This is a genomic window from Haloferax sp. S1W (assembly GCF_044593955.1).
In the GTDB taxonomy this organism is placed as follows: domain Archaea; phylum Halobacteriota; class Halobacteria; order Halobacteriales; family Haloferacaceae; genus Haloferax.
This window is the reverse complement of sequence record NZ_CP172600.1, coordinates 1-22,782: the sequence shown is the minus strand read 5'-3', so window position 1 is coordinate 22,782 and position 22,782 is coordinate 1. Positions and strand designations below refer to the sequence as shown.

Sequence of the window (22,782 nt, the reverse complement as noted above, 5' to 3'; positions counted from 1 at the left end):
AATCTCTAGAAAACGCTTAAGATGACAGATGTTCTACGAAGAAGTAGATTGTCTCTATGACTACTGAGATAACGATCACGGTCACGATAGGCGAAGAAGATGAAGTTCCCGCCGCAGTCAGGGAGTTCATCGGACAACAGCTGGGTGGCGGCGGTGACGCTGCCCAGGTAGAGGCCGACTCCGACGGAGCGACCGACGAGGACTCGGAGACCCGGTCGTACGAGGAGATGCTGAACGAGCTTCCTTCCGATGAGCACCGGTACGTGTTCCGTGCCCTGGTACAGAACCGGGGGCGTGCACGGCGCGTGATCCATCGGGCGGCGACGCAGTTCGAGGACTCGCCGTTCGACGACTTCGACCCGGACAACGAGACGTCCGAGCGCGGCCGGATCGGTGAGCTTCTGTGGGAGCTTCAGCGGCTCGACTACGCCTACCACGACGGGAACAAGTGGTTCCCCGAGTCGGAGAAGTTCACCGAAAGCGCACTGAGCTGGTAGGGGTAGAACGTGAGTGCGCCCGCCCCAGATTCACACCAAGATCTCCGACTTGGAAAGCAGGGTCGTGGATTATTCGACCACTGGCGCGTCTACCTAATGAGAAACCTGTACCCTCGACCGTCCCCGTACAGTTTCCCGAGACAGTCGTACAGAGTCCGCGGTTCCTTTTTATGTCGTACAACTCACGTCTCGCATATCGACATGAGAACGCCCACCGGGACTCGAACCCAGATTGGGGTTCGTCGAGTTAGTCCGCGTCGTGGTTTATTACCAACGCATCGACGATTTCTTCGTGAGCTCTCTCAGAAATTTCGGAAACAGGCATTTGCTCCCGAGCTAGATTTTCAGGTTCGATTTTCCAGCATCGATTCACCTGAACTCTAAGCGAATCTCCCTGAACCACGTATCCTGGGAGTCCATTCAACACGAAGTTGATCACACACATCTTCGCGCAGTCTGGGTCGATATCCCATCCAACGTAGATCGCCGGGCAGTCCGCCCGTATATTGTGAAGACGACAGGCACTCTCCAAGAGAAGGCTTCCGCTTCCGCATCCACTGAGATCACCGATAAGAAGCGGATCGTCAGGCGAAGCAGCACAGATTTTGTCCTCATCTGGAAACGAGATGTCAGCCATTGTGCCACTAACTGAGCCTGGTGTGAAATGTTGAGCAAAGTTATCTGAGGTAGTAGAGTAATGTTCATAAATGCCACCAAGAACGTCTTGATTGGTTTCTTCGATTCCGACTACAAGCCCGCTAAGAGCTTTTGCATGGAGTTGAAGAAGATTCTTCACGGTGGCCATGTCGTGCCCATCAGTACGATATCGTTCAATTCGAGTCGAGTATTGCCGTTCATCACCGGAGAAACTTGAGATGGTGAGATCAAGGAAATCTGAGAAAACCTGATAGGACGAATCACCAGTCTTCGCAGAAATCTCGTCCATAGGATTTGTTACCTTCTCACGGATTTTCGGCTTGATTTGAGAACTCATGATTCCACCTGAAGCCCGATCATAGGCCGTTTCAGGCGCGTCGCAACCGAATTTGTTCTACTGATCTGTTCGCTGAAGCTCGTCTCGGAGATGTTTCTCGTGACCATGACCGATCAGTGCGAGGCAATTCTGAATGGCCCCGCACCCATCAGGGGCAAATAAAAAATACCGCTGCTAATCGCTCAGTCAGTCGTAGATGGTCGAGGAGCAATCAAGCGAGCGCTTACAGGTTCGCGAAGTGCCGAAATCGTGAGGTGCTAGTATCGAGTGGGGACCGTAAATCGGACAGACATCTCGAAAAGTTAACCAACAGATAGTCGAGCTATGTGCTTTGTTGGTTAACGGTGATCTGCATCGGTCGAACTTTGAACTCGATCAGTGACGGAGAGTAGATCCAGATCTGTGCAAAGGTGCGTGACTCCCACGGTCCCGATTGGTATTAGGAGAGGTAGATTTCGACTGGAATACCGGGAAGGTGACGATAGTAGCAGAAAGAAGACGACCGGTGTTGCCAGTATTGCCAATAATGCCGTTGTTTAAGTCCCTCTCTCACTCCACTATTGCCAGTAACGAGGAGAGGATGGACGGGAGGGTAGAAGCTGTCTCGCGCCTAGTCTAGTTACTGTTATCTAAACCTACTACAGCTAGATGAGTTTTCTCTAGTGCGGATTTGGTTTTACGCACATTGTATTAAGAGTATCGCTAACTAAAGAGGGGGTCGTTGACCCCCTCCAGTTGTTGCGAAGGTTTACTGGCAATAGTGGAGTGTGTGTGTTTTATAAGTGAATGCAATACTGGCATAACTGGTTCGAGTGGTGGGTTAGTGGTGATACTGGAACCCATGGTTTTATGATGGTTCTTGGTCTTGAATCCGCCTATGGGCCGATTCAATCGAGAATCGTTCATCATCCAGGACAAAGATGTCCTCCGAGATGATTACCAGCCAGAGACACTCGAGGAGCGGGACGAAGAACTCGACGAATATGCGGCCGCTCTCCGTCCCGTCATACAGGGCTGGCAACCGAACAACGTCTTTCTCTATGGCGTTACCGGCGTCGGGAAGACAGCTGCGACCCACGATCTTCTAGAGGAACTGCAGGAATCCGCTGAAGAGTACGATGACGTCGATCTCAACGTTATCGAACTCAACTGTACCGGCTGCACCACGTCCTATCAGGTAGCGGTCAACCTCGTGAATGAAATTCGCTCTCCTTCCCATCCTCTCACTACTGTCTCGTCTACGCGCGAGCCCATGAGCGAAACCGGGTATCAACAAAAACGCATCTTCAACGAACTCTACAACGACCTCGAGTCGATCGGTGGGACTATTCTCGTGGTCCTGGACGAGATTGATAACATCGGCTCGGATGACGATATTCTGTACGAGCTTCCACGAGCACGCTCCCAATTGGATCTCGATGTGAAAATCGGTGTGGTTGGCATCTCGAACGACTTCAAGTTTCGAGAAAATCTTTCTCCGAAAGTCAAGGACACTCTCTGTGAAGAGGAGATCTTGTTCCCTCCGTACGATGCGAATGAACTGCAGAATATTCTCAAGCAACGAGCCGACATTGCACTCTACGACGATGTCCTCGAGACGGATGTAATCCCGTTGTGCGCAGCGTTCTCTGCACAGGACTCGGGATCCGCTCGGCAGGCGCTACGGTTACTCCGGAAAGCAGCTGATATCGCTGAAAACGATGCGATGGCTGGTGGAGAGGCGAAAATCACCGAAGACCACGTCCGCGAGGCTGAGCATCAGATTCAGCGACAACAGGTGGTCGAAGGCATGCATTCGTTGACCCGGCAGGGGCAGTATGTGCTGCTGACTGTCTGCCAGCTCGCCGCAGAGGGAGAAACACCCGAACGAACGAAACTGATCTATGAGCGGTATCAAGCAGTTCTTCGAAATCACGGCAGTGAACCGCTGAAACGCAGGCGTGTACACGACCACTTGTCGGATTTGAGCCTCCACGGGATCTTACGGTTGGTCGACTCGTCGAGTGGACGCGGGAACTACAACGAGTACGAGCTTGATGTCTCTCTGTCGTCGGCCCTCGATGCACTCGAGAGTGAACTAGGAGAGCTCGACGATATTCGTGAAACTGCGAAGAGGCATCGGGTTTTGGAGTGACTTCGGACCGCCAACACCAGTACTGCCAATACCCTCTCCACTTTTGCCAGTAAAGTGCTAACCGGCAGTGCCAGTTTGTCCAGTACCCTCTCCGCTGTTGCCAGTAACTCCTTTTCCTAATGAATTAGACTAGTCAGCATCAGAACCACCGTTGCCAATTTCATCTAACTGTGCCATGTATCCCGGTTTTACTGGCAATAGTGGAGTGTCTGACAAGCCCTCATACTACTTTTATTTATGAGTATCTGTAATAACTTCCCGGTGGACTACTCATCCGGGTTGACCGGGCCCCTGTACTTTGATCTGATTTTGTCTCCTTCCCGCCATTGCCAGTAGTAGTAGCGATTATCGTTGATCTCCTTGATCGTGATCGTCGCCTTCGACGGGACGTCATCGGGAAGGTCCTCTGGTCGCTCTTCGACCTGCTTATCCTCCTCGTTTTCAGCTAGTCGTACCTCCCGCTCGCGATGCTCAGCAAGCTCCTCGGCAAACCGGGCGATTTGTCGGAGTACCTCCGGGGATTGTTCATCGAGTTTTGAAGCGATGTCTGCTGGGACTTCTCGAGGTGGGTCTGGTGGAGAATAGGACATTGGACAGTTTCTGTTAACCAACGTTGTTGGGCAATATCTTAGAATTGTTGGTTAATTTTCTAGTCTACTCAACGAGACTTCCTCGATAACCGCAACCGTGGCTTCGAGTTCCTGCCGACGGTTCTCGCGTTCTTCGATCTCTTGGTCCAGCTCGCGAATCTCCGTTGCAAGTTGTTCGACCACGTCCGTCGTTTCCGGGAGACGGCCATCAGGGCGAGGGACGTTCCCACTCCGAATTTCGAGATCGGTCCGCCGTAGATGCTTGCACCCACCGCTAGGGTTCCGCTTCGAGAAATCTGGACACGTACACGTCTCACTCGCAACGTCGACCTCGTAGATGTTCCCTGACTCCGATTTCACCTCGTAGAGTCCTCCCTTCTGTAGTAACGAGACGTCCATTTCTTCGGTTCGAGCTCGCTTAGTGCGCGGCTCGAGTGTCTCTTGAGACGGGTCTTCGTCACTAGTGGGCTGTTGGCCAGCTTCAGTAGGTGGCGAAGCTGCAGGAGTGGGGTTCGATGCTACCACTCCACCATCGGGTGAATATACTCGCTCTTCGTGGTCTGTTTCGTCTCCGTTCTCTGCCTCGACGATGTCAGTGCGTTCGGTCATGATCTCAGTTGAATCGACGTGGCGAGTTCGCGCACGCCGTCACCCTTCGACGGCGTGAAAAACCGGTTTTCAACGCACCTGGGTCTTCACTCGATTAGTTTCGACTGTGAGTGCTGTTCGGAGGTTAGCCGAAGCGTCACTCCCCGAGTGATCGAATAATCTCCTGAGCGGTGGAACTAATTCGACCGAGACGCTCTTGAATTGCCTCCGGGTCATCGCCCTGCCATGCAGCGAGATAGAACGCTGAGCCACTCGTGTCGAGTCCGAAATATCGACCGACGATGTACGCGACTGCTTCTGCTTCGACCTCGCGTTTTGCCCGTTCGGGTTCATCTTCGATATCGAAGTGGAGCAGCGCATGAGCGTACTCGTGAATCAGTGTGACCGCGAGATCTGCGTGGTTCGACCGAGCCCTCGCCTCGACGACTGGTTGGAAGTCGTGTAGGCTCCGATACTTACAGACCCCTTTCGCGTCGCCATGCTCCCAGTCATCGGCATCGACAATGCGAACCGCCACACCGAGTTCATCAGCTGCATCTTTGAGCGCTGGCACCAGGTTATTGGCATCGCCCGTCGCCGCCGTCTCCAGTTCGGGAAGCGGTTCTCCTTCCGTCTGTGACACGTCGAAGACTGGTGCTGGTTTGAACCCGACGAGGCCTTTCGACCAGTCATCCGGCGACGTTTCGTCGTAATCACAACCGATGTTCTCGTGGTAGCTGGGCGAATTCTCACACTCGGGACATCGCTTGGTGATGATTGGTGCCCAGATCCAGATGGCCTGTTCGCCTTCCTTGACGTGCCGATCGAAGTCGTTCCGCCATGTGTTGTAGCCTGCGACCTTCGTTGCCTCGGGATACTGGAGCTTGATGAGGAGCGTGTTTCGGTGCGAATAGTCGTGGAACCGACTCTGGACTTCCAGCCACTCTTGGAACTCCTCACTTGCTTGTGCATCGTCGACGTGGTTGACGAGGTCGTCGATCCACGCTTCGATGGTACTGTGCATCTCGTCGTGCCGGGTGTCGGTCTCCTCGAACGAGACCGACGAATCACTACTCGTAGCCATGATTTTCAGGACTCGAATTACCGCAACTGCATCGATTCAGAACGCGCCGCACCCTTCAGGGCGCGAAAAACAACTCCCGTTGAGAGTTACCGGAGTTCGTGTGGTTCGTCCGCGAAACCGACTGTAACAAGATATTCGAGATACTCGTCGAACATCTCTACGTCGCTCGGTGTGTCTGTCGCGAGGTGTCGCGCCCACTCGATGGCCCACCGGAATGCGGGATCGGACCCACCTTTGTCGTGGATGTACCACCACCGAGCTGCTTTGAGAACGACGAGTGGGTTCGTCGGCGGCTGTTCACTCGCCAGTCCGCGAGTGATGGATTCGATCTCCGCAGGAACATCACCTGGATCGATTTCCCCGGACTGTGTGTTCGAAATATCGATTGGAATCTCATCGACCGAGACGTCGTTCGCATGCTGTCGCTGACTCACTTGATTCACCTCTGGATGAAGACTCTCGATGGAGCCTTCGCCCTCTCAGGGGCTCGAAAAACACTTTCCGAGTCACGCCGGTGGGAAGTAGACGCTCTTCTCGCCGGCTATTTCCTCGAGATTGTTCCGATGGCGATGCGAGAAGTAGCAGTCGTAGCTGCAGTACCCACAGACATCTCCCGTATCATACTCAGCAACAAAGGGACCACGAGGGGTTCGCCAGACATTCGCCCCGCATCCAGTACAGGAAGCACCGTCGAGCTCACTCGGTGATGGCCCCTCGTACTCTACATCCAGACCGGCATCTTGCGGTGTCGAATCTGGCCAGACTCCGTGTCCCCGCCAGAACTCTCGGAGTCGACCAAGGCTGTGCCGAACGGTCTTGCGAACGGTGACATGGTCAGCGTCTCGACCGCTATCGTCCCACCCGGCAGCTGTCCAGAACTCCCCGAACTGCGCGCCACGATGGAGCCCGTTCCAGTCAACGCCGACGATATCTGCGGGTGGGTCGTTTGCAAGCGTCGGTCGGGTCAACTGCTGAATGACGTCAAGCTGCTTCGGTGGGCTGCCACCGAGGATGTGGACGCGTCGGCCACGCCAGTCGGTCGGCTCGGAGAATTCGTGGGCCAACCGATCAGCGTAGCCCCTGGAGTAGCCGAGCACGATGTCGTCAGGGATCATCTCGATCACCTCCTGGCACTTGGGCACGATGACGAGCTCTGCATCGGGGTAGCTCGCTTGGATTTCGCGAGCAGCAGCGACGTAATCATCGACATCGTCGGGCTCGTATGCGTCCCCAATGACGCCGACTCGTGGCTCGTGTTCGAAAAACCGGTCGACGTATCGAGTCAGGTCGGGATTTCGAAAGTCGTTATCGAGCATCCCAACGGGGATCTCTAACCCCTGAAATTGGGATTGCTGAAAGCTGCAGTCTTCACGAAAGCCGGGCAGAAAGCCGAGTGTGAAGGCGTCCAGCGCGAACGGGGCCCGGTGCAGGAACGCCACGTAGTCGGTTTGCTTTGCAGCGTCAATCTCACGTGGGGTGCTGCTGCTGGGACTGATATCGAGCGACATGAGTAGGGCCCGGAACGGCCACTTCTGGCCGCCCCGCACCCCTTCTGGGGAAAATAAAACTGGGTTACTGGAAGCTGTTAACCAACACAAGCGGTAGAGATGGGGTGTCTGTTGGTTAACTGCCTAAACGAAGCCAAAGCCAGACTGCCCTTCACCGACTACTCGCTGGAGGGGCGTCGTCGGCGTATCTGCTCAGGATTCGGCACCCATGGATGGGTCTCCCAGCAGTGGATCGCGTGATTTCGTGCCGTGTCGAATCGGGCTTCACATGATCCACACTGGTAGGTTGTCCCGGGCCAGCGTTCCGTGACGAACATCGCTGTCACCGTCGACCAGACGGGGTCTGGTGCATCCGACCGCCGAACGTAGTTGTAGCCGATGACTGTCCGTTGATGAAGTGCTGACTACGCAAGTCGATCCGACTTGTTTTCCGGCAGATACACCCAGCGAATGAACGCATCTTCTGAGTCCTTCGCCGACGGCTGGATGATGAACCACCGGTCGTGCTCGTCGCGGAAGAGATACCGCTCAGTGCCTCGATTCTGGAGATACAGCGGGTTGCCGCGACCAGGAACCAGTCGAAGACCAACTGATGGGGAGATCGGGGTGAGAAGCCGCTCTTCTAGCGTGAGCATGCTGGATTCCTCGGTCGCACTCTTCGCGAAGTGATCGAGAGTCGCTTTCTGAGTCATGCTGACCACTGCTCAACTGTCGTTTGTGTGCTATCGTGACCACTGGATACCTCACAAACGAATCGCCATTTCGGCGTCTCACGAATCGGCTTGTCCGGTCGATTCCCTGCTTGGCCTGTCCCCGTCTTTCCCGTACAGTGCCAGCCCTTGGCTCGGAGTGCTTTCACCATTGATCCAGAGTAATCCGCTCGAACGAACGTCAGGAGGAGTCGAATCCCGCGTCGACGTGCTTCACGTCGAATGAACTGATCCATCGACCGTGCAAGCGCTGCCGATGCGAGGTTCGGGAAGTCGACACCGATACAGATGCGAGCTGCCTCGACGATCTCGTCGCCTTCGTACCGGGTTTTATCGTGATTCAATGACCGGATGAGCGGGTGTCGCCATGTAATCGCGCCCATGAGCTGTCCTTGGTAGCTCAGACCGTGATGAACCAGGTTGGTGAGTGGGACGCTGTCCATGTAGGAGTGATGGGCCTCGTAGATTGCGCCGGCGACGTGCCGGGGAATCGTCTCGATTTGGACTCGCTCGGCGAACCGTAGTCCAAGCGGCGCCGTGACCGGGTCGCTATCGTGATGGATCGGACAGTCGCACCCGCCCGACGCCCGCGTGAACTGAAACCCAGTCCGGCCAGTCGCATCATCGTGGTGGACGCTGGTCATGAATCGTCGCGCCCCGCCGAGACGTCTGTGCTCTCGGTTCTCTCACGTTCCTGCTGGTCGTTGTACCGCTCGAGTTCGTGGCCGATGCGCTCCAGTGCCTCAACAGCGCGTTCGATGAGCTGGTAGGTGGCCCGGGAGAAGCGAAAGGTCTCCATCACGCATCCTCCTCCGGCTCGACGAGGTCGTTGCTCTCGGCAACGAGTTCCCGCACGGCAGGAGCAGGATCCTCCTCAATCGGAACGGTACGTATGTCGAGTGGGACCGGATACGCACGGTCGCCCTGCGCACAGAGCAGGAGCAGCCACTCCTCGGTCCCTTCACCAAGGACGACGTAGTGGTCGATGTTTCGCCGCTGGAAGACTGTCCGTTCTGACCGATTCACGGCACTCCAGTTTACTGGAAGTGACGGGGTTGGCGTTCCACCATCCGGCATGAGTGCTTCGTGCTTGGTTACGCCCGCGAGTGCGGCTTCGATGTCGTCGCCGGTGAGATGCCAGCAATTGGCTGGTCCACTGCACTCCAACTGGCTCACCACGTCATCGCGGAACTGGATGTAGTGCTTGTAGGCGACGGCTTCGTCGTCGTAGTAATCGAGGAGGAGTCCACAGGCGAGCTGTGCCGAACCGCTGCCAGTGTCGCCCCATTCGAATCCAGACAGGCGCTGTCGTACGAGATCGAGGCTTCGGTCGGGAACGAGTCGCTCGTGTTCCGTGAGATTGAGTACGACCGGTCTGTCGTCGACGCGCATCCCCACATACTCGACGTGGTCTCTGTTCGTCTGGCAAGGGTCGCTCGCAGTCTGTACGTCTGTTCTGGGATCGCCGGTAGAATCCGTCTTCATGTGTCGAACGCGGGTCGTCGAATACCCCGCACCCCTCCTTGGGGGTGAAAAACAACCTCCACGAGCAGTGATTCAGTCTTTTGAACGGATTTCGTCGGCCTGCTGCTTGAGCTGGCGAAGAATCCAAACACGCTGTTGATTTGCGTTCTCGTAGGCGACACACGCTCGCAGTGTCTCCATATCGTGAATCGTCACGATCCCCGCGTTGATGAGGCGCGAGTTTGGCGGTTCGAGTCGCTGTGCTGGCGACAGTCCGTCCGAATTTCGTTCTTGCTCTTCTGAGTTGCTCACTGATGATCGCCTCCGCTCCTACAGAGGCGAAATAGACCGCACTTGCCCGCTACTCGTCGTCTTCCCCCGGTTGGATCTGGCGGGCGTCTTCGGCGAGGTCGTGGATGTACCCCCGAAGCGTCTCCATGTCCTCGCGAGCCTCTTCGAGCGTTTTCGCTTTCACTTTGGCAGTGATCTTGTCTTGATCGCGAGTCCCAGTACCGCGAGTCAGCTTCACGGTGAGGGAGACCCCGACATCGCTTCGCTCGACGTACTCAGTTGGTGCCTGTCGCTCACTGTTCTCGGTCGATTCTACGTTCGTACGGGACTGCTGGGTGGGTTCTGGCATGGATTGCTCTCTGACTGTTAGTTGACGGACGGTGCGACTGGGTCGTCGACTGTCTCACGAAGGGCTGCGTCGATCTCGCGCCCGGTGAGTCGCCAGCAGCCGTCAGAACCTGTACACTCCAACTGGCTCACGACCTCGGTCTTGAACGTCGTGTACTTCGCTAGTGCGACCTCCTCGTCGTCGGTGTAATCGAGCAGAAGGGCGAGTGCGAGTTGGGCCGGCCCGCTGCCACCATATCCCCATTCGAAGCCCGAAGGACTGTGATTCGCCAGTTCGAGACTCCGCTCTGGCGTGAGCTGTTCTTGGTCCGATTGCTTCTCGACGATGACGCGGCCTCGATGACGGTAACCAACGTAGATGACGTCGGAATCATCCGAGGCCCGTGACTGTACGTGCGAGCGTGGGTCGCTGATTCCACTCATAGATCGGTTTGCGAGAGGCTCGTTCGATCACCCCCGCACCCCCTCGGGGGTTCAAAAACAGGACGCGGCTGCGTTCGGCAATGTATTTGACAGTTGCAACGTACTGTCCAGGTATATCGGAATGGCTGTACTGGACAATCTCTCAGGGTTCGAGTTCGAGGACGTGATGGAGGACGTGTTCCGCAACCTCGGCTACGAGAACGTCTGCCAGGCCGATAGCACGGCTGACGAGGGTCACGACGTCATCATGGAGGAGGTCGTAGACGGCACGCGGCGTGCGATCATCGTCGAGTGAAAACACACGGTGACGGTCGGGCGGCCGGTCGTCCAGAAGCTCCACTCGGCGATCGCGACCTTCGACTTCGACGGCCCGAAATGCGGGATGGTCGTCACGACTGGCCGGTTCACGAACCCTGCTCAGGAGTACGCCGACGGCCTCCAGCCAGAACAACGACCCACACCCAATCGAGTTGCTCGACGGCGAGGATCTCCGGGAGATCGCCGACGAGATCGGCCTCGATCTCTACAACGGTCGAATCGAGATTCTCTGGGACGAGACGCCACGCCCCTATGACCCGGCCGCCGAGGTCGACGCGGCCGTCGCGGAGGCGTTCCGCGACATCGAGAACACTAGCTTTACGGTTAATTTTATGAAAGTTGGCAGGTTGTTCTCCAGGTATGAGAGATGAGAAGGTTTCTCAGCACTATGTGCCCCGGTTGCATCTCCGTAGATTCTCTACCAAGCCGGATGGTGATTCTGTCTACTGTTTTGACAAGCAGAACAAACGCAGTTTCGAGACGGGTGTAGGGAATACGGCGACGGAGAATTTCTTCTACGATCCGAAGACGGAGTTGGAGCCGGAGATGGAGGAATTTCTGGAGGATTTGGAGGGTCGTGTAACGAATCCATACCATAAAATGGTGGAGAACGGGTCGTTGTCTGTTCTATCTGAGGATGAGAAGGAGGCTGTTGCTGAGTTCCTCGGTGTTCAGATGATTAGGACACGCGGCGAGCGATCGTCTATCCAGGGAATGATTGAGGGTATTGAGGAACAGGTTGGCCGGGAGAATATGTCGGAGGAATTGAAGGAGGAGATTGATGAGACGAAGAAGGAGGATACCTTGCGGGAGATGCAGAATGATTTGATCAAAGAAGCTGGCGGCCAGTTCGGAGATATGTTGATGAAGTTGGATTGGCACTTGTTCTTGAACGATTCTGATCTCCCGTACTATACTTCCGACTTTCCGGTTGTGAGGCATAATGAGCTGGATTTCGGGCCTTACGGTGAGTTGGGATTGATGAATCGAGGTGTGCAGGTGTATTTCCCGTTGACGCCTTGGGTGATGCTGGCTATCATCGAGACCAGTGTCTACCCTGATATACCGGAGGTGTGGGAGAAGGATAATCGTGATAATGTGGTGTTCCAACGAGATTTGCAGGTTACCCGGTCTAACCGTTTCGTGTACTCGTGTAGGGATGATTTTGACCAGGCGGAGGAACGGATTGAGGACTCTCCGATTGTCGCTGAACCGTTGTCGGAGAGACAGAACGTCGAGTAAATGGTTTACAGTATTTCTTTGCCTACGGCCTTCTTCATGGTGTCCAGGAAGATCGATTTTCGGAAATCATCGACCGGGATGAGAGAGCGGGTTATTTGAGATACCATTACGCCAGGTGCGACACCTTTGATGCTTCTTCGACGTCGTCGAACTCGCCGCGCTCGACAGGCTCCCAGTCCTCGCTAGGTTCCGGACTCCACCAGTCGACCTCGTAGGCACCTGGTGCGCCGAAAATTTTCACCCTCGCCGACCCGTCAGGCAGGTCGCGACGAAGTTTTTCGTCGACGTGGAGATTCCAGGTCGTGGCAGTATCGAAGCAGGCGAGCACGGCCTCCTCGTAGCCACGATCCTCTTGCGACTCTTGGAGTCCCACCTGTGTGTTGCAGTTCTTGCAGAACACGCCCTCGAAGGGGATGTAGCTAAACACCTCGTGCCCGCAGACGGGACACCAGAGGAACTCGAACAGTGCTTCGCTGTGACGGTCGATGACGTCCAGACTCATCTGTAGATCTGGTCCGTTTGACTCGGGCCACCCCTCCTGCCCCAGAAAAACGCTACCGCTGGACGTCTTGTGACCTTAGCGTTCAGCGCCGTAGACTACCTTCGAGCGAGCTTCGTAGCCACAATCGGGACAGTCGAACCAGCGCTGTACCTTCGCCCCGTCAGCTGCCTTCTCACCGACGAGAACGTCGTCGTTCGGGCACTCAGGGCAGGTTAGCTCAGGGAGTGGTCTGTCTCGAAGAGCGTCCCGAAAGACTGTCGCCTGCTTCGTCTCGAAGCCACGCGACCAGACCGGATAGCCGTCGACGAGGATTGCTGCCCGCCACTTGTACCGGTAGGAGTCCGGTGCACGGTGGAGAACGGCTCGGGCTCCAGTCTCGGTGTTTCGATACGCAAGCGACGGTGAGCGACTCTCCCGTGTCCAGTTTGTGATCCGGGACATCGGTTAGAAGTGGACGTCGGCGGGGACGATCCAGAGGTCTTCACTCTCTTCGAGGATTCGATCCAGTTGTTCGCGATGTCGGATGCCGGTCGCGTGCTGATCGTACAGGAACACCGACGGACCGTCGTACGCGCCGACTTGATGGAACGCGTGCCGAGCGAGGTCCTCATCGCGCATGATTTCCTCGTCGGAGAGTTCGTCGATGGCTTCCTTTACGCGTTCGAGATTACGCTCGAATTCTTCTTTCGTCGCTTCCCACCCTTGGTCGAGCAGGTCCTGCCCATCGTCCGAGTCAACGGGAGCTGCGGCCGGTAAATCGCCCCATCGAGCCTTGCCCGCAACCGTCGTGTTCTCCTCGTCGAAGCAGACGTAGTAGTCGAACACGGCGGATGAATGTGGGTCTGCGCCCACCAGTCGGTCGAACACTGCTTTGCCGGTGGCCAACGCGTCGTTCTGTGTCGATGCCTCTACCAGAGTGTAAATGACCATATGCATCGGTTTCACCTTCGTCTGCCGACACACGCGACTGCACACTGCCTCGCTACGTGATGCGCCGGCACCCATCGCCGGCGCTCAAAAAATAATACTGACGACGCTGGCTAGATGTTCTCGATCTCCGACTGGCAATCCTCCTCCTCGACGCTGATCGTCAGGTCTCCGTTCTCGTAGTCGGCCTCGAACTCAACTGAGAACGTATCCGAGTTATAGGCGGCGTGGTACGCACGATGTCGCTTGAGCGACCCGGTCGCCTTGAAGTGGAAGAAGGCAGCAGCTGTGTACGGTTTGCTTGCTGTTTCGATTTGCGCTTCGACTGATGCCGGGAGTGCGATGTGCGGCGTGTCACTGTCGATTCCGGCGGCGAAGGCTCGAGCTTCGTCGACGCTTGCTTGCGAATGTACTGGTGTCTCACCGGTCAACACATTCACGGGTGTTTCCGTCTGGTCTGTGAACAGTACGTCTTCGAAGGTGTGAGTGCCAAGAATCGCGTCGGGGCTCAGCTCACAATCCTCAAACGGATCGTTCGATGATTGCTCAGACATTGAATCACGAAGCCCTGAGGGCTCAGTCAATCAGCCCTCGAAAAACAGGGCCCTCGCATCTCGCGGGGAGACTGATTTTCAGCTATTCCTCTATCGGATTGAGGGTGCTGAGGTCCGCGTGGAGGACCTCACCGTCGCGAACCACGTATCGCTTTGCCAGTACCGGGAACCGGCATTTCGTGTACCCCGCGGTCTGGATGTCGAGTTCTTCACCGGATTCGAGATAGTTGGCCAGCTTTCGGAGGAACTCGTGAGTGACGAGACCACCTTCGTAGTCTGGAAGTCCATCCTCACGAGTTTCGTAGATCTCGAAGGCGTCGTAGCCCCAGATGATGAGCTCTCCTTCTTCGTCTACTTCCCAATTCAGGGTCCCGAAGCAATGTGCTTCGCAGAGCTGGCGGACTGCCTGTGCATCGGTTACGGTCGCGCCGGTCGACGCCGTCGCTGCTTGGAGTGTTGCCATTGTTAGTCCTCGAGGGCACTTTCCTACCCCCGCACCCCTTTGGGGGGAATATAATCGACTGGAAGAGAAGCTGAACCGACGCTGTTCGACCGATCCTTTCCTCAGGATTCGGCCTTGGTGTTTGCTTTCTCCGAAGCACCTGGCCGAGTGAGTAGTCCTATTTGTTCCAGAAGCGTGGTGGCCTCAACGATTCGCTCTCGGTCGGGTGAGTCCAGTTGGTCGATGTCGATGCTGTTGAGGTTGCTGAGTGCGCGATGCAGTCGGTATCCTGGTGTGTCTCGTGGGTCCATGATGTACGCCTCCGCCGACTTCTGGCGCAGAAAAACGAAGCAGGTACGCTGATGTCTCCCGCTGAAGCCCTGCACCAGCCTTAACCAACAAACTTCGTCTAGACATCCTATGTTGGTTAAGGTGTTGTTCAACCGATTATCCTACTCGGGATCTGGTCCGTGACGAGGCGACTGACACACCTGGCACTCCCACATTGGCTGGCCAGACCACTCGTCAGCTGGGAGCGACTCGAACTCCTGGAACTGGTGCTCGGTCGTTCGACCACACTTGCGACAGTCAAGACGTGTTTTCGAGGGAATGTTGGGCCGACGATCCTCTGAATGCTCGCGGTCGACGGAACGCTGAAGTGCAATCGCTGGCACTAACCAGACGTCGCTCTCGGCCCTCTCAAGTAAGCCTGTAAGCCGACTTTCCTCACTAACGTCGTACCCTCCCTCGTCGTAGAGGAACGTCGTGTGCGCCCCCTCACACGGCGACTGCGTCACCTCTGTCTGTTTCGTCCGCTGACGAGCGGTTGTGAGTAGTTGTTCACCGCTTTCAGAGGTGACTCGAACTGCTTCGGGGAGCGAGGGCCACTTGTCGGTCAGCTGTGCGGCGGGCTTTATATCGAGGTCGTAGATCAGTTGGCAGTCGTCAACCGCTGGATCTCTGTCGGCCTTCGTGAGGAGTGTGGCTGCAGCAGCACCTTTCGCGACGGCGGCGTAGAACGTCGACGCTTCGACGAGCAGATGGACGACGTGGAGTAGTGTCCACTCAGTATCCGGGGTGCGACTGTCGTCGGTGGTTCCATCGAGATGGTTTGAGAGGCAGAACCGACACTTGGTACGGTTCGCAGGAATCGACGCCCCGCACGAGGAACATTCGCTCCGTGTCGATCTCGTTCGATCTGGATACGAATCCAGCCCCTCTTTTCGCTGTCCCTCTGATCGCCCAGCGTACCCCCGTCCAGAAAGCTCGTCGTCGGGAACGCGAGTCGCTTCACCAAGTGGTCGTAGTTCCTCAAAATCAGATTGACGTCCATTCATAGAGTCGTCTGGCAGCACCTTCCCTCGTCTCTGTATTTAAACCTCAGCCACCAACGCCGAACTCGAATCGGCAGAGAACTCGCAGACAGCGTCTTCAAATCGCCAATTCGTTTAGCGTGTCTCGATGCGACCGGATGGTCGTTGCAGTGACGCTCGCCACCTCAGCGACTTCCTCCTGCGTCAGCCATTGTCCTTCCTCGCGACCCGCCTTGTACAAACAGGCAGCTGCGAATCCTGACGGTTTGACACCCGATGTGGCCCCCGACGATTCTAACTGTTCAGCCAACTTCCGAGCTCGCTGTCGGATGTTCGCTGGAACATCGAACTCTGACGCGAGACGGGGGATGAATTCGCTCGGTCGAACAGGCTGAGTCGGGAGTCCGAGTTCTGTATTCAGCGTCTTGTACGCATTCGTGACTCTCGATTGGTCAACGCGTGCCACGTCCACGACGTCATCGAGTAACCGCGAGTGGCCGTTACAGCGACAGGCTCCGTACACGCTTGCTGCAGCTATCGCCTCGATCGACCGGCCTCGAAGCAGGTCTTCATTCTGAGCACTCCGGAACAGTTGACACGCTTGGTCACGAATCGAGTCCGAGAGTTCGAGGACACTTGCGACTCTTCGAACTTCGCCCAGCCCGTGTGCGAGGTTTCGCTCGGCTTTCGACTGGAATCGACCACGGTTCTGTTCTCGCCGCATTCGAGATAGCCGCTGGCGCTTTTGCCCAGAGAGCTCGTTCCCGTTCGCATCTTTTCGCCGACCGATTTCTGTCGACAGCCCTCGGTCGTGACGTGCCGCAGTCAGTGGAGCGCCCGTCCGCTTTCGCTGGTCTTGATCGTGGGCTCTCCATTCCGGACCATGGTCGATTCGCTGTTCGTCAATAACGAGACTACAGTCCTCACAGATTGTTTCAACGCTGTTCGTTCTCACTTGGCCCTTACACTCTGGACACGGTGTGTTGTCATTCGATACGTCTTCGTCAAAGTCGGTTTCGTAGATGTGTCTCGTCGCCATCGGTAGCTTACGAGATGCCTTGTCTGCACCCCGCACCCCTCACAGGGGGAATAAACAACTGCGGACCTAGCGGTGTGGGGATGTCTACTGAGCTACTTGGGAGGTTTCGGCGACCCGCCCGTACACATTCCCAGCAGGGAAAGGCGTCGGCCAGTTCCTCACAATCGCACTGTGTTGTGTCTGCGTCACCGGATTGGTCTGCCAGTCACTTTCTGTCGGTTACAACGCCGCCGTCGGCGACAGCTCACATCTTCGTCGCGATATCGAGGATTCGAGGTCGAATGGCGACGACGATCCGGTGTTTACACGGACCATCGTACATCGCGTCAGCAGGACACTCACAAGCTTATCGCCGGAATCTCGAAAGCGGATCCACCGGAACGCGATCTTGTGCGGCAAGATTGTCCAGGGCTAACGAAATCACGAAGCCGATCATTGCGAATAGTGACAGCCATAGCCCTGCTTGGAATATCCTAGCGGCAGTGTTCTGTCCCAGTCCTAGAGTACCGCCAACGAGCCCACCGATCCCCAGTATGACCATTCCGAAGGCGATCATCACGCCGAGTTGGCTGGCATAGGTGGTTTGAGTCCAGAAGCTCCGGGGTTGATAATATGGGAGTCGTTCGGCAGCAATCTCTTGGGCAACCTCTTTAGGAACAGTAGTCACGTCGATTTCTCCCCAGTCAATCGAATCGTCGATAAGTTCGCTGTACTTGACTGTCCCACCCTCGTCGCGTTCACGGGGGTACCAGTAGAGTTTCGTATTACCATCGTTGAATCTGCAGATTTCTCCGCCTTCTGCTAGATCGTCTAAGTTGTTACCCACAGTTTGTGGTTCGACTTCAGGAAACTCGGTTGCGAGCACTCTCCTAGTCAATGCGGGTACATCCTCGTTGAGTTCACCTAACTCACCTTTGAGCTCTCCTCGGTCAATCTTCCTTGCTGGATGTGAGTCGGTAGAATCGCCAGACATCGCCAAATTATACCGCTCAATAAACACTGCTCGATAATATAATTCAGGGTGTGAAATATCATCTGGAGTTAATCTCTTGGCTACCTGATTTCCTAACACAATGGTCGGAATTGAAAATACAAGCCGTCGAAAGTTTCTGGTCGCCGCAGCAGTGTTGGGTTCCATGACCGGGTGTCTCGGAAGAACCAGCGAGCGGCCAGGGGCGGTTGATTCATCAGACCTGTCCGTTTCGTCAAGTGGGTCTGCCAAGCTCACTGCCAAGAATGTCAAAAATGACAACAATAATGGGTTAATGATCTCGACCGAAGACTCGGTTGCTGATGGGAAAGTAGTCGGTGAAATCCCGGTTTCTATCTCTGAGGCTTCCAGAAGCAGTGTCTACATCAATGCTGATGTTGAGCAGTTAGATGACGACGCTGAGATCGAAATACGATTTCGTTCTCCAAACTCCAGCTATCGCGCTATCTTCCTTGGAAATGAATACAAGGGGAAAGAGAGCGGGGTATTAGCAACTGAAACTGGATCGGGGTATGAGCTGCAGGAACAGCTCAAGAAGCTACCGTCGGCTGAGAACGGAGGGTCAACTCAGGTCATGGATATTGATCGAGTTCAGTTCGTAGTCAGGGACGGTGATTTCGCTGGTACAATCTGGGCTCTCTGGTTTATATTCGAAGATCAAACTATAGCCCTTCTGTGAGTGACTGGTAGAGACTGTATCTTCACTTCTAACTGGATTGGGATACAATTATAGGACCTCGAACTATCAAGTCAGTTGGCACTAATGTTCGTCCGATTGGCGAAGAAGATTTTTGTAATTTACACCTTCCTATTGGGGGGGACATTGGTCTTCACAGCATTCGCCAACAACTCGGGACCGAGACTGTATTTGATGGGGGGCAGCATTATTGGACTTGGTGTTGTGGTAATCCTGTCTCTTCTGCGGGGAGTGATAGTTGCAAAATGGCGGTGGACTCAGAATCAGGTGAGAATTTTTTTAGAATCCAAGATAGCAAGATTTCAAGCTTGGAGATCGAATCTGGACCTGTACTCTTGGGGGAAAATAACCTTTTGGACCATCTCAATTTTACCGTTGGTATTTGTGGGGATTTCAATAAGCTATCCAAATTCTCAAGTAGTCGAATTATTTGCCGTTTCGAAGGAGAACGCGTTTTTCTCGAATTCTCTCTTACTTCTTGTGAATATGATTGGCTTCGTCTTCATCATCTTGATCTTCGTCATCCAGAATACAACTCAAGAGTATAATCCGGGTCTCTCGAAGGAGATTTACAGCGACTTCTATCTTATTTTGATATTCGTAGGACTGCTGCTCATCGCCTTATACAACCTTTCTGGACTGTATTTTCAATGGTCAGATGCACTTCAATCTCTGAGCTTTATTTTGACCTTTTCTTCATTTCTCTATCTGGTTTCATTGTCTCTCGTCACGAGTCATTATCTAGACGTTTCAAATGCTATCGACAGGGTAGAGGACCGTATCAATGGAAAAATCACTAGAGACAACATCTACCGATCATCTGCCCGCGTACCGCTGAAGGATGAAGAGTTTCTTGCAGAACTCACCCAGGATACTCTATTAATTACCAACACGGCGATTCGTGCGATTGAAAATAACGATCATGTCCTTGTGATCACCTGTGTCCAATCTTTGGAAAGTATTGGGTCGAAATATTTGGGAAGGTTAATTTCGCCTGTCGAAGATGATTTCGTGAGGGAGCTGAACGACCAATTTCAGTTCATAATCGAGAGAACGGGAAAGGACTATACGAGTCAGAAATATTTAGAACCGCTATCTGAATCTTTGGGGAGTTTGTCGAGATCAACCTTTAGAAACACTGAGAACGCAGTCCAGACTTCTCTGTGGCTTCAATCATTGTGGGAGATCTTCGAAATTACGTACCCTGAGATGGATCGGACAGATGCTCTGGGCAAGTCGATTCGAGAAATCAATCGGACGGTGGTCTTATCCTTGGAAACTAAAACTGCTACTGGTCATTCGCACTACTGGCAGTATTCATCATACTTGGAAAGGATCGGGAAATGGAGTCTGGCGAATAAAGCAAGTATGCCACTAAGGGTGTGCCTCTCTCAATTCCAATGGCACTACATCTCTATGATAGATTCTCTGATTTCCGAGGGACTCTATTTTCAGAGTCATCAAGTCGAGAAACCATTAGACGAAATTCTGGAACTCTTTTCCACGGCATGGAAGAGCAACCAGTTTGATAAGGGATTGCTCGAAGCCGTATTTTTCAGGTTGGAATCTTTCCCGACTCTATTCCGATACTATGGTCTCTATTCTTTAACACCAGATATGGCTGCTGGACTTGGGTCAATCACGACTTCCCCTCCAGAGGAGTTCAGTACTGATCCACGTGAGGCAGTGGGTTTTGAAAATGCCCGTTTGGAATCTGAATTTATTGATTGTTGTGAGGTGTTAGTTGAGTTTTTAAGTGACATGGCGTGTCTTTTTCCGGACACGAATTACCACGATGTATATTCCGCTTATCCCCAGATGTTGTTCATCTTCTGCAACGACATTCAGGTAAAATTTGTAGAGAAAATCGATTTGGTGGATGGGCTGACTTCTGACTTCCTGAGTTTGATGTTACGGGAAATAGACGGTGCAAGGTATAGCAGACCGGATTCTACGGTTAGACATCATTTTGGAGATTTCCTTCTTATTGCAATTTTCTTCTTCCAAGGCAATGATGAGAGACTTTCGGAGATTTTCAAGCAAGTAGATGACTTCTACGGAAAGGCAAAAAGCAGGTTCGGCGAGGACGACACCCGTTGGATCTACAAGCATCTAAAACTGTGTGGTTGCATAGCTGCGCAGTTCGATGACCTAAAGAAGACGCAGGAAATACTTGATGAGCGACTCGTTGCTGATTTCTATGACATACCGGACTATGGTGGACAAGCGATTCGACCGTGGCATGAAGAACTGGGTTATCCAACTGGACGTGGACATGGTATCAAGAAGCTCTCATCAAGTCAGACATGGCGGCAGTTGCAACAAGTAGTTGAGACCGAATTCTATGAAGATATCAGTACTAAAGGTGCTGAGTACCATGAATATCTGGAATCGGAGGCTAATTAGACGAAAGAAGGCTGTGACTAGTTCTCTGCATCTATGTTGACGAGTAAGATATGCTGAAAGACGATTCCTACGCTGTCAGCTGAATAGACTCATGATATCTGGGTTTCGGTTATCCAATACGTAGAGTTATTTTCAATCCTTTGTCAAGGTCGTGGCTGCGCGCGCAGCGGAGCGAGCACGGAGCGGAGGGTGGGGCGGTGGGGTCTGGGTCGGTCCGGCACGTAGCAAAAAAGAGGGCTGCGACGACTGGCTATTCCCACCACCGACCGCGCTCAGGGAAATGAAGGGTCGACCACCCCGTGACGGCCAGTGAGACGCGTCCTTCGTACCAGTTCCGTGCCGCCCCGTGAATGCGAACCTGCTCGCCTTCCTCGATCAACGGTGCATCCGACTTTTCCCAGATTGTCACCCGCGTTTGGCCACTGTCGTCCGCGATGAGTCCGACCTGAGCGATGCTCGGATGGGAGGGATCCCACAACGTCTCGACCTGACCTTCGATGCTCACCTCTTTGCGATTGACGTCCTCGAGCTTCCCGATGGGAACTACCGTCCCCGGCGCCGTCTGCAACTCCTCGAACACCCCGACGACCGCGCTCATCAGGTCTTTCCCACCGACGACGGCTTCACCCAGCCGCCGACCAATCGCCGCTCGCGACCAGCCATCCAGCTTCTTCGACAGCCGCATCGACTGCTTGTTCACCGCCGCCAACTGCTCCTGCGTAAGTTCTGCACGAGGATCGCCTCGCTCCGGGTCAGCCATCGGGTTCACGCTCGCCGCCCGCTTCTGGAACTCTGCACGCCGCTCAGCGCTCCGCTTCGCCGCGATGTCTCGCGTCCGCTTCTCCCGACCTTCCTGCGTCCCGAGCTCTGCCTGGGCACTGATGCGCTCCAGTTCAGCTTCCCGCGCCCGAATGCGCTCTTCCTGTTCGAGGGTCGCACCGTAAATCCGCTCGTCGCTGGTGTCGACCATCCCGTCCGGGTGGTTCGCATCGACCTTTGCCTGCACCTCCATCTGCACCGTCGCCTGGAACTTCGGCGTCTCATCGACGACCTCGAAGCCGTCTTCGTCGACCGCCGTTTCGTCCGCTTTTTCGAATGCCTGTTCATCGACCGAAACTTCATTACCAAAGACGTTCTTACTTGACATTGGATCTCACTGATCCGAAGGCGCTCAGCGCCCGACACCGCGATGCTCCTACATCGCGGTTTTCCGACGACACCTACCGACAGAATCATCTGCGCGCTCTCGCTCGCGCCTTCGCGAGCGCCCCTTGGGGCGCGAGCGAGAGCGCGCCATAGGGAGGCCACCCAACCAGCACCGCGCGCCGACCCGCCCGGAGCAAGCGTCCAGCTTTAAGCCGTTTCTCGTGTCCGGCCCGGACTGCGGGTTCGTGTCCAGGGCGACGGTCGTGAGCACGGCGAGTCGTGGTGTGACTCGCCGCGCGGAACGGCCCAAAGCGCTGGAACGCGAAAGCCCGCGAGGGGCGCAACCGAAAACGCGCTTAATGCTGGCGTCGAGACCAGATTCACTTTAGCCCGGAACGGGCGCGGGCGGTGCGGAGAGCGCCCGCATGCCCGGAATGGTCGGTCGCGAGCGACGCGGAGGGCGGCAGCGGCGAGCGGGGCGGGCCGTAGAGAAACACCGTTCAACCACTCTCGACGCTCAGTAACCCAGCCACCATCCTGGCGGACTCAGAAAGGGCGAGGCCGTCTCGGTCGT

The 22,782-nt window shown here is 54.9% G+C and carries 29 protein-coding genes and 1 pseudogene; 6 read left to right on the top strand and 24 right to left on the bottom strand.

All coding sequences use genetic code 11. The annotated features are described in order from the left end of the window. Positions 1–56 precede the first annotated feature (56 nt). Positions 57–497, top strand: a complete 441-nt coding sequence (locus ACH9L7_RS19985) for a hypothetical protein (protein ID WP_396614071.1) — start codon at positions 57–59, stop codon at positions 495–497. Between the two features lie 247 nt (positions 498–744). Here the strand turns inward: ACH9L7_RS19985 and ACH9L7_RS19980 are convergent, their stop codons facing one another. After that, complete coding sequence (locus ACH9L7_RS19980) at positions 745–1,491, bottom strand: N-6 DNA methylase (RefSeq protein ID WP_396614070.1); 747 nt, start codon at positions 1,489–1,491, stop codon at positions 745–747. 877 nt (positions 1,492–2,368) lie between these two features. On the opposite strand from ACH9L7_RS19980, the gene ACH9L7_RS19975 reads away from it, so the two are divergent. Then, entirely contained in the window at positions 2,369–3,625 is a 1,257-nt protein-coding gene (locus tag ACH9L7_RS19975; RefSeq protein ID WP_396614069.1) for an orc1/cdc6 family replication initiation protein, read from the top strand. Between the two features lie 266 nt (positions 3,626–3,891). On the opposite strand, the gene ACH9L7_RS19970 is transcribed toward ACH9L7_RS19975, so the two are convergent. The 12 genes from ACH9L7_RS19970 to ACH9L7_RS19915 all read right to left on the bottom strand — a co-directional run bounded on the left by ACH9L7_RS19970 (position 3,892) and on the right by ACH9L7_RS19915 (position 10,631). Then, the gene (locus tag ACH9L7_RS19970) at positions 3,892–4,215 is read right to left on the bottom strand and encodes a hypothetical protein (RefSeq protein WP_396614068.1); all 324 of its coding nucleotides are present in this window, start codon (positions 4,213–4,215) and stop codon (positions 3,892–3,894) included. A gap of 51 nt (positions 4,216–4,266) precedes the next feature. Beyond that, complete coding sequence (locus ACH9L7_RS19965) at positions 4,267–4,575, bottom strand: hypothetical protein (RefSeq protein ID WP_396614067.1); 309 nt, start codon at positions 4,573–4,575, stop codon at positions 4,267–4,269. A gap of 385 nt (positions 4,576–4,960) precedes the next feature. Then, on the bottom strand, positions 4,961–5,887 hold the full coding sequence (locus ACH9L7_RS19960; RefSeq protein WP_396614066.1) for a DUF955 domain-containing protein: 927 nt from the start codon (positions 5,885–5,887) through the stop codon (positions 4,961–4,963). A gap of 86 nt (positions 5,888–5,973) precedes the next feature. Further along, positions 5,974–6,321: a hypothetical protein gene (locus ACH9L7_RS19955; RefSeq protein WP_396614065.1), complete on the bottom strand. Its 348-nt coding sequence runs from the start codon at positions 6,319–6,321 to the stop codon at positions 5,974–5,976. 72 nt (positions 6,322–6,393) lie between these two features. Further along, positions 6,394–7,395 carry a DUF6610 family protein gene (locus ACH9L7_RS19950; RefSeq protein WP_396614064.1) on the bottom strand — a complete coding sequence of 334 codons (1,002 nt, stop codon included), beginning with the start codon at positions 7,393–7,395 and terminating at the stop codon, positions 6,394–6,396. A 404-nt stretch (positions 7,396–7,799) separates the two neighbouring features. Further along, on the bottom strand, positions 7,800–8,087 hold the full coding sequence (locus ACH9L7_RS19945) for a hypothetical protein (protein WP_396614063.1): 288 nt from the start codon (positions 8,085–8,087) through the stop codon (positions 7,800–7,802). Next, positions 8,084–8,749 (bottom strand): hypothetical protein, encoded by a 666-nt coding sequence (locus tag ACH9L7_RS19940; RefSeq protein WP_396614062.1) that lies wholly within the window; start codon positions 8,747–8,749, stop codon positions 8,084–8,086. The genes ACH9L7_RS19945 and ACH9L7_RS19940 overlap by 4 nt, the downstream gene beginning before the upstream one ends. Next, a complete protein-coding gene (locus tag ACH9L7_RS19935) occupies positions 8,746–8,904 on the bottom strand; it encodes a hypothetical protein (protein WP_396614061.1) in 159 nt (52 codons plus the stop codon). The genes ACH9L7_RS19940 and ACH9L7_RS19935 overlap by 4 nt, the downstream gene beginning before the upstream one ends. Then, positions 8,904–9,590, bottom strand: a complete 687-nt coding sequence (locus tag ACH9L7_RS19930; RefSeq protein ID WP_396614060.1) for a DUF6166 domain-containing protein — start codon at positions 9,588–9,590, stop codon at positions 8,904–8,906. The genes ACH9L7_RS19935 and ACH9L7_RS19930 overlap by 1 nt, the downstream gene beginning before the upstream one ends. A 72-nt stretch (positions 9,591–9,662) precedes the next feature. Further along, entirely contained in the window at positions 9,663–9,881 is a 219-nt protein-coding gene (locus tag ACH9L7_RS19925; protein WP_396614059.1) for a hypothetical protein, read from the bottom strand. A 49-nt stretch (positions 9,882–9,930) separates the two neighbouring features. After that, entirely contained in the window at positions 9,931–10,209 is a 279-nt protein-coding gene (locus tag ACH9L7_RS19920; RefSeq protein ID WP_396614058.1) for a hypothetical protein, read from the bottom strand. 17 nt (positions 10,210–10,226) lie between these two features. Further along, on the bottom strand, positions 10,227–10,631 hold the full coding sequence (locus ACH9L7_RS19915) for a DUF6166 domain-containing protein (RefSeq protein WP_396614057.1): 405 nt from the start codon (positions 10,629–10,631) through the stop codon (positions 10,227–10,229). Positions 10,632–10,752: 121 nt separating this feature from the next. Between ACH9L7_RS19915 and ACH9L7_RS19910 the strand changes: the two are divergent. Further along, a pseudogene (locus ACH9L7_RS19910) lies at positions 10,753–11,263 on the top strand (restriction endonuclease); the annotation flags it as partial. 46 nt (positions 11,264–11,309) lie between these two features. Further along, complete coding sequence (locus ACH9L7_RS19905; protein WP_396614056.1) at positions 11,310–12,191, top strand: DUF4238 domain-containing protein; 882 nt, start codon at positions 11,310–11,312, stop codon at positions 12,189–12,191. A gap of 106 nt (positions 12,192–12,297) precedes the next feature. Here the strand turns inward: ACH9L7_RS19905 and ACH9L7_RS19900 are convergent, their stop codons facing one another. From ACH9L7_RS19900 to ACH9L7_RS19855, 10 genes are all read right to left on the bottom strand, one after another. Beyond that, positions 12,298–12,693, bottom strand: a complete 396-nt coding sequence (locus ACH9L7_RS19900; RefSeq protein ID WP_396614055.1) for a hypothetical protein — start codon at positions 12,691–12,693, stop codon at positions 12,298–12,300. A gap of 75 nt (positions 12,694–12,768) precedes the next feature. Continuing rightward, positions 12,769–13,134, bottom strand: coding sequence for a hypothetical protein (locus tag ACH9L7_RS19895; protein ID WP_396614054.1), 366 nt, complete (start codon positions 13,132–13,134; stop codon positions 12,769–12,771). Positions 13,135–13,137: 3 nt separating this feature from the next. Beyond that, complete coding sequence (locus tag ACH9L7_RS19890; RefSeq protein ID WP_396614053.1) at positions 13,138–13,629, bottom strand: hypothetical protein; 492 nt, start codon at positions 13,627–13,629, stop codon at positions 13,138–13,140. A gap of 104 nt (positions 13,630–13,733) precedes the next feature. Continuing rightward, entirely contained in the window at positions 13,734–14,174 is a 441-nt protein-coding gene (locus ACH9L7_RS19885) for a hypothetical protein (RefSeq protein WP_396614052.1), read from the bottom strand. 82 nt (positions 14,175–14,256) lie between these two features. After that, on the bottom strand, positions 14,257–14,637 hold the full coding sequence (locus tag ACH9L7_RS19880; protein ID WP_396614051.1) for a hypothetical protein: 381 nt from the start codon (positions 14,635–14,637) through the stop codon (positions 14,257–14,259). A 101-nt stretch (positions 14,638–14,738) separates the two neighbouring features. Next, on the bottom strand, positions 14,739–14,927 hold the full coding sequence (locus ACH9L7_RS19875) for a hypothetical protein (protein ID WP_396614050.1): 189 nt from the start codon (positions 14,925–14,927) through the stop codon (positions 14,739–14,741). Between the two features lie 141 nt (positions 14,928–15,068). After that, the gene (locus ACH9L7_RS19870) at positions 15,069–15,953 is read right to left on the bottom strand and encodes a hypothetical protein (protein ID WP_396614049.1); all 885 of its coding nucleotides are present in this window, start codon (positions 15,951–15,953) and stop codon (positions 15,069–15,071) included. 94 nt (positions 15,954–16,047) lie between these two features. Further along, positions 16,048–16,968, bottom strand: coding sequence for a transcription initiation factor IIB family protein (locus ACH9L7_RS19865; RefSeq protein ID WP_396614048.1), 921 nt, complete (start codon positions 16,966–16,968; stop codon positions 16,048–16,050). A 244-nt stretch (positions 16,969–17,212) separates the two neighbouring features. Further along, positions 17,213–17,290, bottom strand: coding sequence for a hypothetical protein (locus ACH9L7_RS19860; RefSeq protein ID WP_396614083.1), 78 nt, complete (start codon positions 17,288–17,290; stop codon positions 17,213–17,215). 24 nt (positions 17,291–17,314) lie between these two features. Then, on the bottom strand, positions 17,315–18,106 hold the full coding sequence (locus ACH9L7_RS19855; protein ID WP_396614047.1) for a hypothetical protein: 792 nt from the start codon (positions 18,104–18,106) through the stop codon (positions 17,315–17,317). On the opposite strand from ACH9L7_RS19855, the gene ACH9L7_RS19850 reads away from it, so the two are divergent. Continuing rightward, complete coding sequence (locus tag ACH9L7_RS19850) at positions 18,105–18,638, top strand: hypothetical protein (RefSeq protein ID WP_396614046.1); 534 nt, start codon at positions 18,105–18,107, stop codon at positions 18,636–18,638. The two genes, ACH9L7_RS19855 and ACH9L7_RS19850, sit on opposite strands and share 2 nt — an antisense overlap. A 504-nt stretch (positions 18,639–19,142) precedes the next feature. Further along, a complete protein-coding gene (locus ACH9L7_RS19845) occupies positions 19,143–21,062 on the top strand; it encodes a hypothetical protein (protein ID WP_396614045.1) in 1,920 nt (639 codons plus the stop codon). Positions 21,063–21,312: 250 nt separating this feature from the next. On the opposite strand, the gene ACH9L7_RS19840 is transcribed toward ACH9L7_RS19845, so the two are convergent. After that, the gene (locus ACH9L7_RS19840; RefSeq protein WP_396614044.1) at positions 21,313–22,209 is read right to left on the bottom strand and encodes a DNA-binding protein; all 897 of its coding nucleotides are present in this window, start codon (positions 22,207–22,209) and stop codon (positions 21,313–21,315) included. Positions 22,210–22,782: the final 573 nt, after the last annotated feature.

Excerpts from the sequence above, each read along its gene's own strand:
- ACH9L7_RS19985 (WP_396614071.1), top strand. The coding sequence starts at position 57 with ATGACTACTGAGATAACGATCACGGTCACGATAGGCGAAGAAGATGAA.
- ACH9L7_RS19980 (WP_396614070.1), bottom strand. The coding sequence starts at position 1,491 with ATGAGTTCTCAAATCAAGCCGAAAATCCGTGAGAAGGTAACAAATCCT.
- ACH9L7_RS19975 (WP_396614069.1), top strand. The coding sequence starts at position 2,369 with ATGGGCCGATTCAATCGAGAATCGTTCATCATCCAGGACAAAGATGTC.
- ACH9L7_RS19970 (WP_396614068.1), bottom strand. The coding sequence starts at position 4,215 with ATGTCCTATTCTCCACCAGACCCACCTCGAGAAGTCCCAGCAGACATC.
- ACH9L7_RS19960 (WP_396614066.1), bottom strand. The coding sequence starts at position 5,887 with ATGGCTACGAGTAGTGATTCGTCGGTCTCGTTCGAGGAGACCGACACC.
- ACH9L7_RS19950 (WP_396614064.1), bottom strand. The coding sequence starts at position 7,395 with ATGTCGCTCGATATCAGTCCCAGCAGCAGCACCCCACGTGAGATTGAC.
- ACH9L7_RS19945 (WP_396614063.1), bottom strand. The coding sequence starts at position 8,087 with ATGACTCAGAAAGCGACTCTCGATCACTTCGCGAAGAGTGCGACCGAG.
- ACH9L7_RS19940 (WP_396614062.1), bottom strand. The coding sequence starts at position 8,749 with ATGACCAGCGTCCACCACGATGATGCGACTGGCCGGACTGGGTTTCAG.
- ACH9L7_RS19935 (WP_396614061.1), bottom strand. The coding sequence starts at position 8,904 with ATGGAGACCTTTCGCTTCTCCCGGGCCACCTACCAGCTCATCGAACGC.
- ACH9L7_RS19930 (WP_396614060.1), bottom strand. The coding sequence starts at position 9,590 with ATGAAGACGGATTCTACCGGCGATCCCAGAACAGACGTACAGACTGCG.
- ACH9L7_RS19920 (WP_396614058.1), bottom strand. The coding sequence starts at position 10,209 with ATGCCAGAACCCACCCAGCAGTCCCGTACGAACGTAGAATCGACCGAG.
- ACH9L7_RS19915 (WP_396614057.1), bottom strand. The coding sequence starts at position 10,631 with ATGAGTGGAATCAGCGACCCACGCTCGCACGTACAGTCACGGGCCTCG.
- ACH9L7_RS19905 (WP_396614056.1), top strand. The coding sequence starts at position 11,310 with ATGAGAGATGAGAAGGTTTCTCAGCACTATGTGCCCCGGTTGCATCTC.
- ACH9L7_RS19900 (WP_396614055.1), bottom strand. The coding sequence starts at position 12,693 with ATGAGTCTGGACGTCATCGACCGTCACAGCGAAGCACTGTTCGAGTTC.
- ACH9L7_RS19895 (WP_396614054.1), bottom strand. The coding sequence starts at position 13,134 with ATGTCCCGGATCACAAACTGGACACGGGAGAGTCGCTCACCGTCGCTT.
- ACH9L7_RS19890 (WP_396614053.1), bottom strand. The coding sequence starts at position 13,629 with ATGCATATGGTCATTTACACTCTGGTAGAGGCATCGACACAGAACGAC.
- ACH9L7_RS19885 (WP_396614052.1), bottom strand. The coding sequence starts at position 14,174 with ATGTCTGAGCAATCATCGAACGATCCGTTTGAGGATTGTGAGCTGAGC.
- ACH9L7_RS19880 (WP_396614051.1), bottom strand. The coding sequence starts at position 14,637 with ATGGCAACACTCCAAGCAGCGACGGCGTCGACCGGCGCGACCGTAACC.
- ACH9L7_RS19875 (WP_396614050.1), bottom strand. The coding sequence starts at position 14,927 with ATGGACCCACGAGACACACCAGGATACCGACTGCATCGCGCACTCAGC.
- ACH9L7_RS19870 (WP_396614049.1), bottom strand. The coding sequence starts at position 15,953 with ATGAATGGACGTCAATCTGATTTTGAGGAACTACGACCACTTGGTGAA.
- ACH9L7_RS19865 (WP_396614048.1), bottom strand. The coding sequence starts at position 16,968 with ATGGCGACGAGACACATCTACGAAACCGACTTTGACGAAGACGTATCG.
- ACH9L7_RS19860 (WP_396614083.1), bottom strand. The coding sequence starts at position 17,290 with ATGTACGATGGTCCGTGTAAACACCGGATCGTCGTCGCCATTCGACCT.
- ACH9L7_RS19850 (WP_396614046.1), top strand. The coding sequence starts at position 18,105 with ATGACCGGGTGTCTCGGAAGAACCAGCGAGCGGCCAGGGGCGGTTGAT.
- ACH9L7_RS19855 (WP_396614047.1), bottom strand. The coding sequence starts at position 18,106 with ATGGAACCCAACACTGCTGCGGCGACCAGAAACTTTCGACGGCTTGTA.
- ACH9L7_RS19845 (WP_396614045.1), top strand. The coding sequence starts at position 19,143 with ATGATTGGCTTCGTCTTCATCATCTTGATCTTCGTCATCCAGAATACA.
- ACH9L7_RS19840 (WP_396614044.1), bottom strand. The coding sequence starts at position 22,209 with ATGTCAAGTAAGAACGTCTTTGGTAATGAAGTTTCGGTCGATGAACAG.